The 15,874-nt window shown below is 67.9% G+C and carries 12 protein-coding genes and 1 pseudogene; 5 read left to right on the top strand and 8 right to left on the bottom strand.

Going from position 1 to position 15,874, the window contains the following annotated elements:
- Positions 1-9: 9 nt before the first annotated feature.
- From deoC to NBG84_RS38330, 7 genes and pseudogenes are all read right to left on the bottom strand, one after another.
- Complete coding sequence (gene deoC, locus NBG84_RS38365; protein WP_250924353.1) at positions 10-723, bottom strand: deoxyribose-phosphate aldolase; 714 nt, start codon at positions 721-723, stop codon at positions 10-12.
- A 96-nt stretch (positions 724-819) separates the two neighbouring features.
- Positions 820-1,275 carry a D-ribose pyranase gene (gene rbsD, locus NBG84_RS38360; RefSeq protein ID WP_250924352.1) on the bottom strand — a complete coding sequence of 152 codons (456 nt, stop codon included), beginning with the start codon at positions 1,273-1,275 and terminating at the stop codon, positions 820-822.
- A gap of 40 nt (positions 1,276-1,315) precedes the next feature.
- Positions 1,316-2,893, bottom strand: a complete 1,578-nt coding sequence (locus NBG84_RS38355; protein WP_250924351.1) for a sugar ABC transporter ATP-binding protein — start codon at positions 2,891-2,893, stop codon at positions 1,316-1,318.
- Positions 2,893-3,915 carry a sugar ABC transporter substrate-binding protein gene (locus NBG84_RS38350; RefSeq protein WP_250924350.1) on the bottom strand — a complete coding sequence of 341 codons (1,023 nt, stop codon included), beginning with the start codon at positions 3,913-3,915 and terminating at the stop codon, positions 2,893-2,895. Before NBG84_RS38350 ends, NBG84_RS38355 begins: the two co-directional genes overlap by 1 nt.
- 103 nt (positions 3,916-4,018) lie before the next feature.
- Entirely contained in the window at positions 4,019-5,029 is a 1,011-nt protein-coding gene (locus tag NBG84_RS38345; RefSeq protein WP_250924349.1) for an ABC transporter permease, read from the bottom strand.
- Entirely contained in the window at positions 5,026-5,943 is a 918-nt protein-coding gene (locus tag NBG84_RS38340; RefSeq protein ID WP_250924348.1) for a ribokinase, read from the bottom strand. The genes NBG84_RS38345 and NBG84_RS38340 overlap by 4 nt, the downstream gene beginning before the upstream one ends.
- A gap of 436 nt (positions 5,944-6,379) precedes the next feature.
- Positions 6,380-6,597 (bottom strand): annotated as a pseudogene (locus tag NBG84_RS38330) (transposase); the annotation flags it as partial.
- 9 nt (positions 6,598-6,606) lie between these two features.
- On the opposite strand from NBG84_RS38330, the gene NBG84_RS38325 reads away from it, so the two are divergent.
- Together NBG84_RS38325 and NBG84_RS38320 are read left to right on the top strand one after the other, a co-directional pair.
- Complete coding sequence (locus NBG84_RS38325) at positions 6,607-6,864, top strand: hypothetical protein (protein WP_250924426.1); 258 nt, start codon at positions 6,607-6,609, stop codon at positions 6,862-6,864.
- Positions 6,861-7,265 (top strand): hypothetical protein, encoded by a 405-nt coding sequence (locus tag NBG84_RS38320; protein WP_250924347.1) that lies wholly within the window; start codon positions 6,861-6,863, stop codon positions 7,263-7,265. The genes NBG84_RS38325 and NBG84_RS38320 overlap by 4 nt, the downstream gene beginning before the upstream one ends.
- Before the next feature lie 19 nt (positions 7,266-7,284).
- Here the strand turns inward: NBG84_RS38320 and NBG84_RS38315 are convergent, their stop codons facing one another.
- Complete coding sequence (locus NBG84_RS38315; protein ID WP_250924346.1) at positions 7,285-8,178, bottom strand: IS982 family transposase; 894 nt, start codon at positions 8,176-8,178, stop codon at positions 7,285-7,287.
- A 217-nt stretch (positions 8,179-8,395) separates the two neighbouring features.
- On the opposite strand from NBG84_RS38315, the gene NBG84_RS38310 reads away from it, so the two are divergent.
- The 3 genes from NBG84_RS38310 to NBG84_RS41290 form a co-directional block, all read left to right on the top strand.
- Positions 8,396-9,019 (top strand): transposase, encoded by a 624-nt coding sequence (locus NBG84_RS38310; protein ID WP_250924345.1) that lies wholly within the window; start codon positions 8,396-8,398, stop codon positions 9,017-9,019.
- A 747-nt stretch (positions 9,020-9,766) separates the two neighbouring features.
- Positions 9,767-10,846 (top strand): LGFP repeat-containing protein, encoded by a 1,080-nt coding sequence (locus tag NBG84_RS38305; RefSeq protein WP_250924344.1) that lies wholly within the window; start codon positions 9,767-9,769, stop codon positions 10,844-10,846.
- Between the two features lie 1,147 nt (positions 10,847-11,993).
- A partial coding sequence (locus tag NBG84_RS41290; RefSeq protein ID WP_250924343.1) for a DUF11 domain-containing protein occupies positions 11,994-15,874 on the top strand: 3,881 nt, incomplete at its 3' end.

Here is a 15,874-nt window from a genome sequence, read left to right as displayed (position 1 = left end):
GGTGACCGGTCAGTAGCTGGTGGTCGAGTCGTCAGCGGTGTCGGTGACGATCTCCACCCCGGCGCTGGTACCGAGCAGAACGGCACCAGCGCGCAGGAGTTCCAGGGCCTGCTTGTGGTGCTTGATGGCTCCGGAAGCCTTCACCTGGACGCCGTCCCGGGCCCGGTCAACAAGGTAGCGAACACTCGTCGGGTTAGCGATCTCGATCTGGCCGCTGCTGGAGTTCTTCAGGAAGGAGACCCCGGCCTCCATGGCCAGCTCGACGGCCGCTTCCTTCTCCGAGTCGGTCAGCAGGGGCAGCTCCAGCATGACCTTGACGGGAAGTCCCGAGGCGCGGACGACGCCCGCGATGTCCTCACGGAACTCGTCGTACATGCCGCTCTTGAGCCAGCCGATCTGGACGCCGATGTCGAGCTGCGTCGCACCGAGCCGGGCGATCTCGGCGGCCTCGGCCGCCTTGCCCGCGCTGGTCATGACACCGACCGTCGGGAAGTCCAGGGCGGTCGCGAGACCGACGCCGGTGCCTGCGAGCTCGGCGGCGACGACGGGTACCCAGGAGGCGGAGACCATGGCGGCGTTGAAGCCGTGGGTGACCGCTTCCTTCGCGTGCGCGATCATGTCGTCGCGGGTCGAGGTCGAATCGATCCTGGTGTGCTGGATGTAGGGCGCCAACTCAGCCGGGGTGAGGTTGAGTTCGGCGGGGGCGGTGACTGTTTCGGACATGGAGTGTCTTCTCCTGTTGTGGTGAAACGGAAGGGGTGGAGCAGGGGCCCGCCGCGTGGCCCGCGGGTGCGGGCGACATCAGCGCCGGCCCGGAGGTCAGATCCTGGACGCGTACTCCTCGGGGACCACGACACCGTCGCCGCCGAACCACCGTGGGGCGTCGACGCCGCAGTACAGGCCGATGTTTCCCCAGGGCTCGAAGGCACCGGTGCGGACGACGACCTTGGCCTCGCGGGCCAGTTCGCCCAGCACCTCGGCGTGCGGGCGGGTGCTGAACTCGGCTCCGGCGAAGCGGTCGAGCAGCCAGTCGTCAAGGCGGGGGTTGTGGGTGGGCACGTTATCCGCCCGTACCACTCCCTCGACGACCACCTCGTCCGCGATCAGACCGAGAACGGTACGCAGGTCCGGCAGGTTCTCGGCGATCGCCAGGTCGATGCGGTGCGCGTCGCGGGGTACGGGGAAGCCGGCGTCCACGACCAGGAGCAGGTCGGTGTGGCCGAGTGTGGCCAGCGCCGCGCTGAGTTCGGCGTTGAGGATGCCGGTGCGTTTCATGAGGTGGTTCCTTTCGGTGGGGAGGTCCGGGCGGCGGGCGTCAGGCGGCCGTTGGCGTTGCCCCGGTCGCGAGGGTCATGAGGGATTCCTCGGTCGCCTCCGTGGTTTCGACGACATCGACCAGCCGACCCTCGCTCATCACCGCGATCCGGTCGGTGAGGGTGAGGAGTTCCGGCAGGTCGGAGGAGGAGCACAGGATGGCGAGGCCTTTGCCGGCCAGCGCGAACAACTGCTCGTAGATCTCCGCCTTCGCGCCGACGTCCACGCCACGCGTGGGCTCGTCAAGGATGAGGACGCCGGGGTCGATCGCCAGCCAGCGGCCGAGGACGGCCTTCTGCTGATTGCCTCCGGACAGGCTGGTGATGGGCTGGCCCATGGTGGCGGTCTTGACCCGCAGCTTCCTGCCCTGCTCGGCCGCCTGCCGGTCGAAGGCTCCCCGGCGGACGAGGCCGAACCGGCTGAACGCCTTCGTCGTCAGCGCTCCGATGTTCTCGCCGACGCTCATGGTGGTCAGCAGGCCCTGGGCGCGGCGCTCGCCGGGCACGAACGCGAGACGGCGCTCGACGCTGGCGATGGGGTTGCGCCGCTGGTAGGGCTCGCCCAGCAGTTCCACCGTGCCCCCGCTGCCCCGGTCACCGCCGAAGAGGTTGTGCAGCAGCTCCACCCGGCCCGAGTCGGGCAGCCCGGCCACGCCCAGGATCTCGCCCGGCCGCACCTCGAAGGAGACGCCGCTGTGCCGTCGGCCGCTCAGCTCCCGCACCCGCAGGGCCGGTGAAACCCCGGGGTCGGCCGTGTGTGCCGCGCGCCGGGTGAAGGCGCCCAGCTCACGCCCGACCATGGCCGCGACCGCCTGGTCGGGGGTCGTGTCGGCGTTGCGCCAGGAAGCGACGTGGGCACCGTCGCGCAGGACCTCGATGCGGTCGGCCAGCCGGAAGACCTCCGGCATCCGGTGCGAGACGTACAGCATCGTCGTCCCCGCGGCCTTGAGGCTCTCCATCAGGGCGAACAGCCGCTCGGCCTCTGACGGGGTGAGCATCGCCGTCGGCTCGTCCATGATCAGGACGCGGCAGCCCCGGGCGATGGACCGGGCCACCACGACGAGCTGCTGGGTGGCCAGGTCCAGCGACCGTACGGGAACGGTCGGGTCCACCCGCAGGTCCAGCTCGGCGAGAAGATCGCGGGTGCGCTCCATCATCTGCCGCCGGGAGGGGAACCAGCGGTTCCCCGGCTCCACGCCACTGAGGACGTTCTCGGCCACACTGCGGTCGGGCAGCAGGGAGAGCTCCTGGGGGACGATGGCCACGCCGTAGCGGTCCAGCATCGAGCTGGGAGAGAAGGACGCGACCTCCTCGCCGAAGACGGTGACGCTGCCGGCGCTCGGGGGCTGCAGTCCGGCCAGGATCTTGAGCAGAGTGGACTTGCCCGCCCCGTTCTCGCCGAGCAGCGCGGTGATCTCTCCGGCGGGAACGTCGAAGGAGACGTCGGAGAGGGCGCGTACGGGGCCGAAGCTGCGGGACAGGCCGCGGACGCTGATGGCCGTTGCGGAGGTGTCTCCGGCGTTCTTGCCGGACAGCGCGGAGGCGGTGCCGGTCGTGGCGGAGCGGGGCGCGGCGGCCATCAGCTCTCCACCGTGGCTTCGCCGAGGTTCTCCCGGGTGACGAACTGCGCGCCGGTGTTCACGCCGGTGATCTTGGTGCCCTTGGTGAGGAAGTCGCTCAGCACCTTCACGGCCTGGTAGCCCTGTTCGGTCGGGTTCTGGCTGATGGTGAAGTCGAGGACTCCCTTGGTGAGGTACTCGGCGGTCTGCGGAAGCAGGTCGAAGCCGCCCATGACGATCGAGTCCTTGTCCGGGGAACCTGACACCCACTTGGCCGCGGCCGTCGTGGAGCAGCAGTCGAGCCCGGCGACGCCGACGACACCGGACTGCCCGGACATCGTGGATTCGACCGTGTTGTAGGCCGCGCTGGGCTCGTTGCCGACGTTCACCGGCCCGACGATCTCCAGACCGCTCTTCGCCATGCCCTCCTTGAAGCCGCCGAACCGGTCGTGCGACCAGCCGGCCCCGGTGTCCACGGAGAAGACGACGACCTTGCCCTTCTTGGTCCCGCCCAGATCCTTCAGGAGCTGTTCGGCCTGGGACTTGCCCGACGCCTTGAGGTCCTGGCCGACGAAGCCCATCTGCTTGGACCCGGGGTTGTCGGTGTTGAAGGAGATGAGGGGGATGCCCGCGTCGTACGCCTGGGCGATGACCGGCTTGAGGGCGTCGCTCGACGCGGAGGAGACGGCGAGCCCGTCGACGGCCTTCTGCTGGATGAGCGTCTGGATCTCGGACACCTGCTGGGCGGCGTCGCCGCCGGTGGGGCCGATGAGGGCGGTCTCGGCGCCGAACTCCTTCCCGGCCTTCTTCATGCCCACGCCGATCGGGGTCGCGAAGGCCAGGGACGGGTCGTGATAGCTGAGCTTGATACGCATCGGCTTGCCGTCGTCGACGCGCTTCTGGATGTGCGAGGCGACCTTGAAGGAACCGTCGTCGGAACCGCCGCCGTCGGCGGGCTTGACGGCGCCGCAGGCGGTGAGGGCGAGGGCGGCCGTGGCGGTCGACGCCGCGACGAGGCTTCTGAGCAGGGTACGGGGGGACATAAGGACTCCCTTGTCGTTCGTGGCTTTGCTGCTGCCCGGTGCGTGCGCACGCTGTGGCTGGATTCGTTTGCTCTGTCCGGCGCTCGGCGGGACGGCCGAGGGCTCAGGCCCGGGACTTGCGTTTGCGCTGCCAGGTGTCGGCCGCGACGGCGGCGACGATCACCAGGCCGGTGACGACGGTCTGCCAGAAGGAGGAGATGCCCTTGATGTTGAGGATGTTCTGGAGCAGTCCGATGAAGGCGACGCCGATGACGGTGCCCCACATCGTGCCGGAGCCGCCGAAGAGGGCCGCCCCGCCGATGATGACGGCGGAGATCACGGTCAGTTCCAGCCCCTGCCCGGTGACACCCTGGACGTAGGACAGGAAGGACAGTCCGAGCACGCCTGCGAGGCCCGCGGTGAAGCCGGAGAGGACGAACGCGGTCAGTTTGACCCGCTTGACGTTGACGCCGACCAGCCGGGCGGCCTCCCGGTTTCCGCCGACGGCATAGGAGTTGAAGCCGAAGCGGGACCGGGCCAGGAGCACCACACCCAGGGCGGCGACGGCGGCGAAGAAGACGAGTTGCATCGGGATGACACCGAACAACTCCCCCTGGCCGAGGAGACTGAACTCGGCGACACCTTCCTGGGAGGAACTCAGCGAGATCGGGGCGCCGTCGGAGATGAGCAGGGCGACGCCGCGGAACACACTGAGGGTGCCGAGGGTGACGATGAACGAGGGCACCCCGAGCACGACGACGGCGAGGCCGTTCAGCAGCCCGGCCAGCGCACCCACGGCGAGGCCGGCCGCCATCGCCAGGGGCCAGGACCAGCCGTCCGAGATCAGCATGCCGGTCGATATCGCCGAGAGTGCGTAGGTGGAGCCCACGGACAGGTCGATCTCACCGTTGACGATCACGAACGTCACGCCGACGGCCATGATGCCGATCTGGGCGATCTGCTGGCCGACCGACAGGAGGTTGTCGGACTGCGCGAAGCCCGGTGTGAGTACGGTGCCGAGCAGGAAGAGCAGCAGGAGGGCGGCGAAGACGCCGGATTCGCGGGCGTGCAGGAGTCTGCGCAGCGGGAGGGGGAACTCCCGCGCCGGCGCGGTGGTCGGGGTCGTTGAGGTCACGGGGCGGTTCCAATCCGGGCGGTCAGCTGGTCTCTGGTGGGCAGGGCGGGGACGACCCCGGCCACGGTCACGGTGTGGGCACCCGCCACGGCCGCGACCCGTACGGCGTGTTCGGGGGTGTGTCCTTCCGCGAGGGTGACGGCGAGCGCGGCGGTGAACGAGTCGCCGGCGCCGGTGGTGTCGACGACGTTCTCCACCGGGTACGGCGGAGCCGCCGTCACTCCGGACGCCTGGGCGATCAGCGCTCCCTCGCCGCCCCGGGTCAGGACGGCGATTCCGCCGGTGCGCTCACGCAGGGCACGTACGAGGGCCTCGTCGTCGAGCCCGTGTCCCTCGCCGAGGCCCAGGAGCACGGGCGCCTCGGTCTGGTTCGGCGTGATGACGTCGATGAGTGGCCACAGGGCGTCGGGGAGCGGCCGGGCGGGTGCGGGGTTCAGCAGAGTCCTGGTGCCGGCGTCGCGGCCCGCGCGCAGTGCGGCGGCCACAGCCTCCTCGGGAATCTCCATGGAGACCACGAGGATGTCGGCGGAAGCGATCTGCGTACGGAATGTCTCGACCGCGGCGGTGTCCAGTTCGTCCAGGGCACCCGGGGCGATGGCGATGCGGTTCTCTCCCGACGGCTCGACCAGGATGAACCCGACCATCGTCGGGGCGGCGGCCGTGAGCACGTGCTCCGCACCGACGCCCTCCGCCCGCCACAGAGCCCGGGCGGAGCGGCCGAAGTCGTCGTCGCCGACGGCGGTCAGCAGGGAGACCTCGGCGCCGAGCCTGGCGGCTGCGATGGCCTGATTGCTTCCCTTGCCGCCGGGGCCGGGATCGAACACGCCACCGGAGACGGTCTCGCCCGCTGAAGGGGATCTGGGGACTCGCATGGTGAGACCGGCGCCGTAGCTGCCGACAACAGCGATCTTCATCGATGCACCGCTCTTTGTATGGGGACAACCATGGACATGAGGAGCGTAGGTACAGGGATGTCCCTAGTCAATGGGTGAAGGCCGTGTGAATTTTCGACACCTGGCGTCGGTCGGATCGGGGTATGCGCGATCCCTGGTCGTGTCCCTGGAGCGGATGCCCGCCGGCCACCGCGTGCCGGGTCGTCCGGCGGCTGCGGCCTCTCCTGGTGATCGAGCCGGTCGCCTGGCCGGTCGATGCGGTCGATCGGCTGTGGATCGTGGACGGCACCCTGATCCCGGTTCGCGACCGGAAGGTCGGCGCCTCCTCCCGTAACTACCGGTTCTCGGCGCATGTGCAGGTCATCGTCGACGCCGACACCAAGCTGGTGATCGCCGCAGCGCGGCCGGTGCCCGGAACCACCGCGGACGCGCAGGCGTGGCGCAACTCCCGTCAAGCCCGGTCAGCACATGTAGCGTCCGGCCGCGGCCACGGTGAGACGTCGACGGTCAGTACCAGCCGACCTTCTGCCGCCCTCGGCAGCGGCACCCGGGCCAGGGCCGGCGAAGCCGGGCGACGTCGATCCGCCCCTGGTCGAGCCCTCCGTACTGGGCAGCGTGTCCGCGCCGGTGCTCAGGCGTCAGAGCCGGGTCGACCAGCGTCCTGACCGGGCCGTCCCGCCGGTCATGGTGCACGACCCGGACTCGCAGAAGGGGGCCGCCGCCGACGCGACGGTGAGCGACTTCGTCGGGGCGAAGAGGCCCGCGCTCGCCGTGCAGGACCGGGAGAAGGCCGCCTGCCAAGCAGTCGAGCAACTGATCTCCGCCGCGGTCGCATCGACGGGACTCACTCGCGGGCAGGACGTCCTCGACTCCGTACTCGGCATCACCATGACTGGCCGTGTCGAGCTCCGGGACGCCCCACCTCGCAGGAGGCAGCCGTGACGGCGACGACGCTGAACGACCTCGCCGCGAATCTGCGCGGCCTGGCCGGCTCCGGCAAGCCTGTGGTGCTGAACGACACCGTGGTGGGCGCGAGCACGGCCGCCGCGCCGGCCACCGCGTTCGCGCTGCCGCCCGCACAGCGGCTGACCACGACGGGCGTCACCCCGGCGGGCATCAGCGGCCCCACGGCGGGGGTGCTGACCGTCCGGGCCGGAACCGCGTCCCTCCTGAAGACGACCGGTGTGCCGATCACCCTCGCCTTCACCGTCACCGGCGGTGTTCTGCGGACAACCGTCACCGCGACGACGCCCGACCACGGGAAGTTCACGGACAGTCCCCCCGGTCTCACCATGTTCCCGTTCGATGTGCTGACGGTGAGCGGCGCGCACTTCGTGTACTAGACGAGTCATTCCGATGTGATCAGTGGTCGTAAGCGATCAGGGATCGTGTGATGGTCTGGCCAGTCTTGTGGTTGTGCCAGATCGCGGCGGCCATCGCGAGGATGCGCTGGGCGACGCGGACTGCTACACCCTCAAAGGTCCGGCCACCGTGCCGTTCCAGGTCGAGCTGGCCCTTGAGGGTGTCGTCGACCGATTCGATCAGCTGCCGCACCGACTTCAGGAGGCTCTCGCCTCTTCGCTTCTTCTCGCGCTTGAACGACGGGCGCAGCAACTCCGCGCCCCGGAAACCCAGATCAGCCTCGAACTCCTTGGAGGCGAGGCCCTTGTCCGAGATCACCAGCAGTCCTGGACGGTCGGTGACCGTCTCCGGTTCGCGGTCAAACATCGCGGTCAGCACTTCACGTTCGTCGATCTTCGGGTTTGCCGGGGCCCACAGGATCGGCATGCCGGTCAGGGTGCACACCAGGAACAGGCGCAGACCCCAGAAGAACCGGCTGTGGCTGGCGCAGTACCCGTATCCGGCCCAGCCGGCCACGTCCGACCGCTTCATCGTCGGACGCGAGCGACCGCATTCCACCGCAGTGGAGTCGGCGATCCAGTGGTTGTCGAACCAGAAGTCCGTGTCGACGGCCAGTAGCCGTATTGCCCTCTTGACCAGCGGCAATGCCGCCCGCAGCCGTTTGTTCCAGCCTGGCTGCCTGGGTACGTGCGGGAACATCGCTCCCAGCCGGGAGTCCACGAACCGCAGCCAACGCGACTCCGACGTGAAGCCCAGCAGGGCCTGCGCAACGGCGAGGCAGACGAGCTCGGAGTCCGTCAGCCGCGGCGGGCGGCCCAGCCATCGGGTGCCTCCGATCTCGTCGTCGATCTTCACGTACAGTGCGGTCAGCAGGGCGTCCAGGTTGTTCGTCACACAACAATCTTGGACGCCCTGTCTGCGTTCCCAGACACACCGTCAGCATTCGGAATGACTCGTCTAGTTCGCGCGGCGTCCCGGGAGAGCCTGTCCACGCAATCGTCTCAGCCGAGAACCACTCTCGCGGGATGCCCCCGGGCGCCCCGGGAGGGGTTGGTGACGTGCAATCAGCCGGGTCTGGAGCCTGGCGCATTCGCCTTCCCCGGCGTCACCAGTGTCCACGGCAGATCGTCCGGATGGATGGCGCGCAGCCAGTTCTCCACCAACTGCACACCGTCTCTCGCCTCGATTCCGAACAGGTCCAACGCGGCTTCGCCCATGGCCAGTTCACGGGTTCAGATGTCCCACTCCCACGCACCGATCCGGACCTCCCCCAGCGCCCCTCCGTCAGCCCACCCCCATCGAAGGCACCGTCAGCGGCGACACCGGCGACGACACCGTCCAGATCAACGCCGGCAGCGGCGCCACCGTCCTCGGCAGCGCCGGCGACGACCGCCTCACCATCACCGACGTCAACCAGGGCACCCTCAACGGCGGCCTCGGCACCGACACCTGCTCCGTCGGCTCCGGCAACCGCGATCCCGAACTCCAGGAGAAGGCCGTCAGGTTCCTTGACCTGATGGCCAACAGCATCATCTTCTCCACCACCATCGACATGACCGACACACTGCGTCAGATGGCCGCCCAGGGCTGGGAGCTGAGCCCCGACGACCTCGCCGCGCTCAGCCCGCACCGCAGGGACAACGTGTCGCGATTCGGCGACTACGACACCGCCATCCTCCACATCCCGCCCGGCCCGTACGACAGCGCGCTTCGCCTTCCTGCGGATGGCCTCTGACAGTGCTCCTCAGATCCGTCGTTGATGGAACACTCCTGGCGCGGGACTTCTGCCTGTGTACCGGTGGGGTTCAACTGGCGTGTATTGGGACCTCGGAGGTCGTCATCCTCGTAGTCGCCTTCGAAGGCGAGGACGTCCCTGGTGTCGAGATCGGAGACCGTGACTCGCCCATCGACGGGGAGGATCTCCCGTGGGATGCCCGGAAACGCGTCATGGTTCCTGGCACGGCCCGGCTCGATCGCCCTGTGTCCTGTACGTCTTGGGGGAGGACGACAAGATCCCGGGATGGCGTCGGGACGCTCCTCGTCAAGCTGGCCCTCCCTCTCTTCTCCGGTGACGGGGACCCGGCTCCCACGTGTTCTCGTAGGCGCGACTCGCGATGTCGGGCGAATGGGTGCAGTGTGGAGTGAAGGGGTGTCTTACGGCGCAGCGTGAGGTCGAGATGAGGGTATGGGGGCTGAAGAACAGCGGAACTCCTGGACCCGAAGGCCGGCGCCAGCGGCCTTGCCGCAGATAACGGCGCCGCTCAACGCACCCTTGACCGGGCGTAATCGCAGCTCGGTGAGAGCGATTCCGCAGATAGTGGGCCATTATTTGCGGCGGTCGTCACGGATAGCACAAGCGCCGGTTTCCGGTCCAATGCTTGCTCGACCCCCGACATAGCGGAGCATGAGTGCTATTCCGTCGGAATCATGGACGCTAGCGGCTGGACGACTAATGCCAGCCGAGACTAGTAGGGAGTGAATCATGACATTCGTTTCATTGCGCGAGATTCACTGCGATGAGGAAACAGACGAGGTCGGCGATGACGAGATCTACGTTCTGATGAGCACTGTCAACCTCGGTGCACACGTCAACGTCGAGGGGATTCCTATACCGATTCCCTCATTCGACGTCTGGCGGTTCGGCATCTTCGAAAACTTCGCTGAGGGCGACACGAAGGGGCAGCCCTTCCAGCCATTCTGGTCGGCACCGCTGGCCAATCCGGATCAGGCGATCTTCGTCGGCTCGGTGATAGAGAATGACAACGGTGTGCCGGAGCAGTATCAGCAGCTCTTGCGCCTCGTCATTCCGAAGTCGCTGGCGTCGTCGGTCGGCGAACCGCTCGACCTCGTGCGGTCAAAGCTGGTCAGGGAGATCAACGAAGCGCTGAACGGTGTGGACCTTCCTGTCCCGTTCGCCCTCGACGACGACCACGTCGGCACTCAGGAGCTTCGGTACGAATCACCTGAACTGCAGAGAGCCGCCGGAGATCTGGTGCCGAAGGTGCTCTCGTACGACGGCGACGGCGGACGCTACCGCGTCACATTCGACGTGTCGCCCGACATCTTTGGGGTGATCCGCGACCGCTGGATCGCGCTGGGTGCCGGCAATTCACCGGTCGGCCGGCCGGTCTCCGGTGAGACCCCCACCTTCGACGGGAAGGGTCGCTTCATGGACTTTTCGGCCGGCATCATTTCGTGGCACCCGGAGACGGGGGCCCATGGTGTGTGGGGCGACATCAGCGGCCGCTGGCTGCAGATCGGGCGCGAACAGTACGGGTATCCGATCACTGACGAGTTCACCAGCGGCAACGGTCGCATGAACACCTTCAAGGCGGTTCACCTTCAGGGGAAGCCCGAGGCGTCGATCTTCTGGACCCCGCAGACCGGGGCGGTTGAGATCTTCGGAGCCATCCACGCAACGTGGAAGTCCATGGGCGCCGGCGGATCCAGCATCGGCGGTCCCGTCTCGCCCGAGCAGGATGCACCCGGCGGCCGGATCCAACAGTTCCAGAATGGGAAGCTGTTCTGGAACTCGGCGAACGGGCAGGTATCTCAGGCCTGAGCAGACCAACGCACGGGGCGAAACTGGCGACCTCGCGTAATGCCCAGGCCCGTTGGGTGTTCCCCCGGTCGCCAACGCCGCGAGACCAGTACCCCGAGGCGTCGGCAAGGCAGCCGAGAAGATCCTGGAAGCAACTACCCACGGTGACAGACCACGAGTATCTGATCCTCGTTCGTCCTGCAAAAGCAACTCCTTCAACCGCCGGCTGGGGACGGACGAGTGTTGGCGTCCGCCCTATTCGGCAACGAGTGCTCGGTCGTGCTCGTTCGTACCTCACGGCGATCTGTTTGCGTCGTGTTCGACGAACCGTCGTCGCCGGCCCAACACCCCGTCCTGTCCTTCCACCGGCTACTCGTCTCCAGCGCCGTTGAAGGGCCCCTTCCTCGCACGGTCCGGGCAGATCGCACACTGTCGTATCGTCGCGAAGCCGAGTTGACGGTACCGGCCGGTTTCGCAGGTCAGAGCGTTACCTGACGGCCTGTCGGGTTCGCTGCGTCACAAATGCGTCACGCGGTCGTCCCTGGCCAGAATCCTGCGTCGCCAGGGAGGGCCCTGCCCTGGGGTATCAGTGCCCCAGCGAGGTCTCGTGGCAAGTACTCCCGCCGCCCCGATGTTTCGCGATGGTCGACATCTGCCAGGGAGGTGGAAGCCTGGGGGAGGATTGAGTAGGGGCCTTGGGCGTGGCGATGCGGGGGGCCCGCACTGGTATGCGTGCTTCTTGGCGAGGGCCTGTTCCGGGACTTCCTGAGTGCCTCGGGGATACCGTCGAGATGGGGTCTGCCCGGCGCCTAGCGCGGCGAGTTCATGGCTCGGCTGATCGGCGAGTTGCTGTGACGGCGGCCTACCCTGCGGTGATGCGGGTGTGACGGGTGACGGTTGGCCGACGAAAGTGACCCTGCGTCACAAGTGAGTCTTGCCATCAATCGGACATGTCCGTAATGGTTGATGTGATGATATCCCCGGGGTACCGTCTGACTGTTCATCAGCTTCGGAATGCATCGTTCCGGGGCTGTGTGGGGTCTCGCGCGTCACTGTCTGTCGACTGGCCGAGCGTGCTCTTCGGCATGCTCGATCGACGCCGAATCCGGTGCGCTCCTGGAGGTATGACGGACATCGTTCCGCGCAGAAAATCCTCCAGGAGGAATTGGTGTCACATCGAACTGCCGTTGTGCAGGCGGTGAAGCGTCGTCGGGTCGTGCTGGCCTTCGCGGCTGTCTTCGCCGTATTGGCGGGGTTGCTCGCGCCATTGTTCGCGCCCGCGACATCCGCGCAGGCGGCTGGTTCCGCGGTTCTCGATGTCTCCATCGAGGCCGTTGACTCCATCACTTCGGAGCCGCAGTCGGATGCTTCGTACGGCGCGCACAACAACGAGGTCGCCTACAAGGTGTCGTACTCGTGTGCCGCCGCCGACTGTACGGATGCCACGGTGCAGTTGTCGCCGTCGCCGCCGGACCCGCTGGGGTTCGCGAGTGAGCCGTTGTTGTTCTATATGAACTGGACGGCTCCGGCGGGGCTGCCGGGTGCGTCGATCGGCGGTACGGACGCGACGGGCAAGACGGTCAAGCTCGGTGATCTGCCGGCGGGCCGGTCGGGCACGTTCCTGCTCGTGTACCGAATCCCTCCGAGTGGTTCGTACACCCAGGTGCGGGGTTCTCAGTTCTATCCGTCCGGGTTCAAGATCCGTATGTCGGCGACGATGAGCGCGGCCAGTGCGGTCGGTCCCGTGCGGGCCGACGCGGCGCCGGTGACGTGGACGAATTCGGTGCCGTCCCCGTCGCTGGCCGTGTCGAGTCCCGGGTCGGTCAAGCCAGGGGTGAACGTGTCCTGGAGCGTGTCGATGGCCACGGGCTCGTTCGCGCGCATCAGCGGCAGCGTGATCACGGGTACGTCGCAGTGGGTCGCGGCGGGCAGCTACACCGTCGTCGAGAAGCTGGACCCGCGTGCGGTGTACGTGTCGAGCAACGGGAGCGGTGTGTACGACAGCGCGGCGCACACGATCACCTGGTCGCTCGGTACGAAGGACGCCCCGGCGGCGGGGGCTGCGGGGGGCTGGGGCTGGGCGGGCGGTGGCCAGTGGAGCACCCGCGGGCAGTCCACGCCCCGTACGGTGACGGTGAACTACCCGGCGAGCGGGTTCACCTCCGATCCGGGCGGCTGCAACTTCGAGGCGTCGGTGAAGACCACCGCCGAGGTCACGGCCACTTATCTGGACCCGGACCGCACCACGAAGAACACCACCGCGCAGATGTCCCACACGGTCTCGTGCTACGACCCCTTTCCTCGGGCGGATCTGGCGAAGTACAGCACGAACAGCGCTGCCAGCGGGGGTATCCGGCTGCTGAACGTGCCGCCGGATGTGACCGGGCTGACGTGCCCGGCCGGTGGCCGGGACGACTGGAACCGTGCGTGCACCCCGGGCGCGGCCCTGGCCCCGTTCGCGGACAACAACTTCTACTGGACCGTGACCGCCTGGAACCAGTCGAACGCCGCCGGGACCGTGGTGATCGAGGACGACGTTCTGGAACAGGCCGACGCACGCGTCAACAAGATCGACGTGTCGGTGACCACACCGGCCTCCACCGTCGCCTGGACACTGAACGACGGCACGACGGGAACCACGAACGGCGGGGCCACCGCGCCCGCCGGTACCTGGTTCACCAAGGCGAAGATCACCAGCGGCAACCTCGCGCCGAACAACATCAAGCCCAGTGACAACGGGTCAACCCCGTTCAGCATCCACTTCTTCTACACGGTGACGAAGACCGCCCCGATCGGTGAGAAGCGCACGAACACGGCGACGGCGGTCATGTCGTGGCCCGGTACCGGGCTCACCCCGATGGAACTCGGCCCGGCGTCCACCACGATCCAGTTCCGGGAGACGCCGAAGACCCCGATCAGCACACCGAAGCCGGCCTTCGGCGCCGCGTTCGCGGCGTCCGCTGTCGTCGAGGGCGGTGGCAACGCCGTACCGGGCAAGAACGTGACGTTCAGTGTGCGAGGTTCGGCGTCGAACATCCCGGACGGCACCGACATCACCCCGCAGTATGTGTTCATCGCGCCGGTTGGCTGGACGGTCAACCCCGACTCGGCTTCCTTCCCGGCCGGTTCCGTCCCGGACGGTGTGTCCTTCGACTACGCGGCGAAGACCATCGGCGGGGTGTCCCGGCAGGTGGTCGTCGCCACCTGGCCGGACGGCGTGTCGTTCGGTGAGAACACCACCTGGCCCACGATGAGTGTGGTGGCCCAGCCGGGTTCCACGGTCACCGCCGGCACCACCAGCGTGGCGAACACATGGATGGGCGACTCCCGCCACACCTGGACCAGTACCGAGGCCAACTACAGCGGCGCGGTTGCCGATGCGCCGGACGTCGACGGTGACGGGAAGACGACCGAATGGTTCGCGAGCTCGTCGCACAGCATCATGGTCTCGTCCGCCGACGGGCTGAGCGCGCGGAAGGAGATCTGCCGCCCGACGGCCGGGTCGCCGGACGGGTGCACCTGGGTGTCCGACCCGGACCAGACCGTCGCGGTGTCGACGACCGCGAGTGACATCCGCTACCGGATCACCCTGAAGAACACCGGAAACACCACACTCAGCAATGTGACCGCCTACGACGTCCTCCCGTACACCGGGGACATGGGCACCAGCGCCGGAACGGCTTCCACGCCGCGCGGCAGCACCTTCAGCCAGACCCTCGACAGTGTCTCCGACGTCTCCGCGAACCTGAGCCTGGCCTACTCCGCCTCCACCAACCCGAAGCGTGACCAGGTGTACCCGGCCGCGCCGGGTGCGATCGACGACTGGGGTCCCACCCCGGCGGGCAAGAAGGCGATCCGCGCGACCGTGCAGGGCAGTCTCGCCCCCGGCGCCACGGCTACCTTCGGTTTCACGGCCGCGGTCTCGGCCGGATCGGGCGCGGACGCGCTCGCCTGCAACTCGGTCGCCCTCGACAGCTCCCAGACGCTGCCCGCCGAGCCGCGCCCGGTGTGCGCGTCCACCAAGGAGGCCGACCTCTCGGTGTCGGTGCCGGACCGGCTGCCGCTGCAGGTGGGCCGCCCCGGAGTCGTGCCCTTCACCGTCGCCAACGGCGGTGGATCGCAGGAGACGCCCGCGACGGTCACCGTCACCGTCCCCGCCGGTCTGACCGTGAGAGGTCTGAAGCCCGAGGGCTGGACCTGCACCGCCGCTCCCGCCGATGCTCCGCACACCGGGCCTGTGGTGTTGACCTGTGCCCCGGTTGACGGTGACGGTGAGCCGAGGCCCTTGAAGAAGGGCGTCCCGGTCATGCTCGATGTCCCCGTGGTGCCCACCACCGCCGGACGGGTCTGCGTACCGGCCTCCGTCACCGGCCCGATGCACGACCCGGCAATCTCCGACAACGACACCACCGGTTGTCTTCAGGCAAAGGTCGCCACGGCTGGGCTTTCGTTGACGAAGACCGACGGCCGCGATGACGTGGCCGTGGGGGACGAGTACAGCTACACCCTCGTGGCCATGAACTTGCTGCCGGCGGAGACGATCACCGGCGCAGTGCTGACGGACACCCTCCCGGCCGGATTGGCGTTCGTATCTGCCACCCAAGGGGGCACGGTCAGCGGCCAGAACGAGGAGGATGCCTACGGCAATCGCCCCGGTGGGACGGTGACCTGGCAACTCGGCGATCTCGGCCGTGCGGCCGTCGTCTCACCGGACGGAGACAATCCCGATGGCGGTACGGGCGCGAGCGCCTCAGTCCAGGTGAGGGTGAAGGTGCTGCCTGGCGCTTCTGGCACCGTGGTCAACTCGGCGCGGGTCAGTGCCCCCGACCCGGCTGACGCGTCGGAGACGCTGACCGCGAACGCCTCGGACACCGACCGTTTGCGTGCGCTGACCCTGACCAAGTCGTCGGGTATCTCGTCTGCCGGGGTGAGTGCTGGTGACACGGTGACGTATACGGTCACGGCGAAGAACATCGGTACCGCGGACTACACGGAGAGTGTTCCGGCGGTGGTCAGCGATGATCTCGCGGGTGTGCTCGATGACGCGGT

It is taken from the genome of Streptomyces albipurpureus, from assembly GCF_023701525.1.
In the GTDB taxonomy this organism is placed as follows: domain Bacteria; phylum Actinomycetota; class Actinomycetes; order Streptomycetales; family Streptomycetaceae; genus Streptomyces; species Streptomyces albipurpureus.
The sequence above is the reverse complement of the archived record's forward strand: the minus strand, read 5'-3'. Positions and strand labels throughout refer to the sequence as shown.

What these genes read in the sequence shown, in the direction of transcription:
- NBG84_RS38340 (WP_250924348.1), bottom strand. Translation starts at nt 5,943, where the DNA reads ATGAAGATCGCTGTTGTCGGCAGCTACGGCGCCGGTCTCACCATGCGA.
- deoC (WP_250924353.1), bottom strand. Translation starts at nt 723, where the DNA reads ATGTCCGAAACAGTCACCGCCCCCGCCGAACTCAACCTCACCCCGGCT.
- rbsD (WP_250924352.1), bottom strand. Translation starts at nt 1,275, where the DNA reads ATGAAACGCACCGGCATCCTCAACGCCGAACTCAGCGCGGCGCTGGCC.
- NBG84_RS38325 (WP_250924426.1), top strand. Translation starts at nt 6,607, where the DNA reads ATGGTGCACGACCCGGACTCGCAGAAGGGGGCCGCCGCCGACGCGACG.
- NBG84_RS38350 (WP_250924350.1), bottom strand. Translation starts at nt 3,915, where the DNA reads ATGTCCCCCCGTACCCTGCTCAGAAGCCTCGTCGCGGCGTCGACCGCC.
- NBG84_RS38305 (WP_250924344.1), top strand. Translation starts at nt 9,767, where the DNA reads ATGACATTCGTTTCATTGCGCGAGATTCACTGCGATGAGGAAACAGAC.
- NBG84_RS38355 (WP_250924351.1), bottom strand. Translation starts at nt 2,893, where the DNA reads ATGGCCGCCGCGCCCCGCTCCGCCACGACCGGCACCGCCTCCGCGCTG.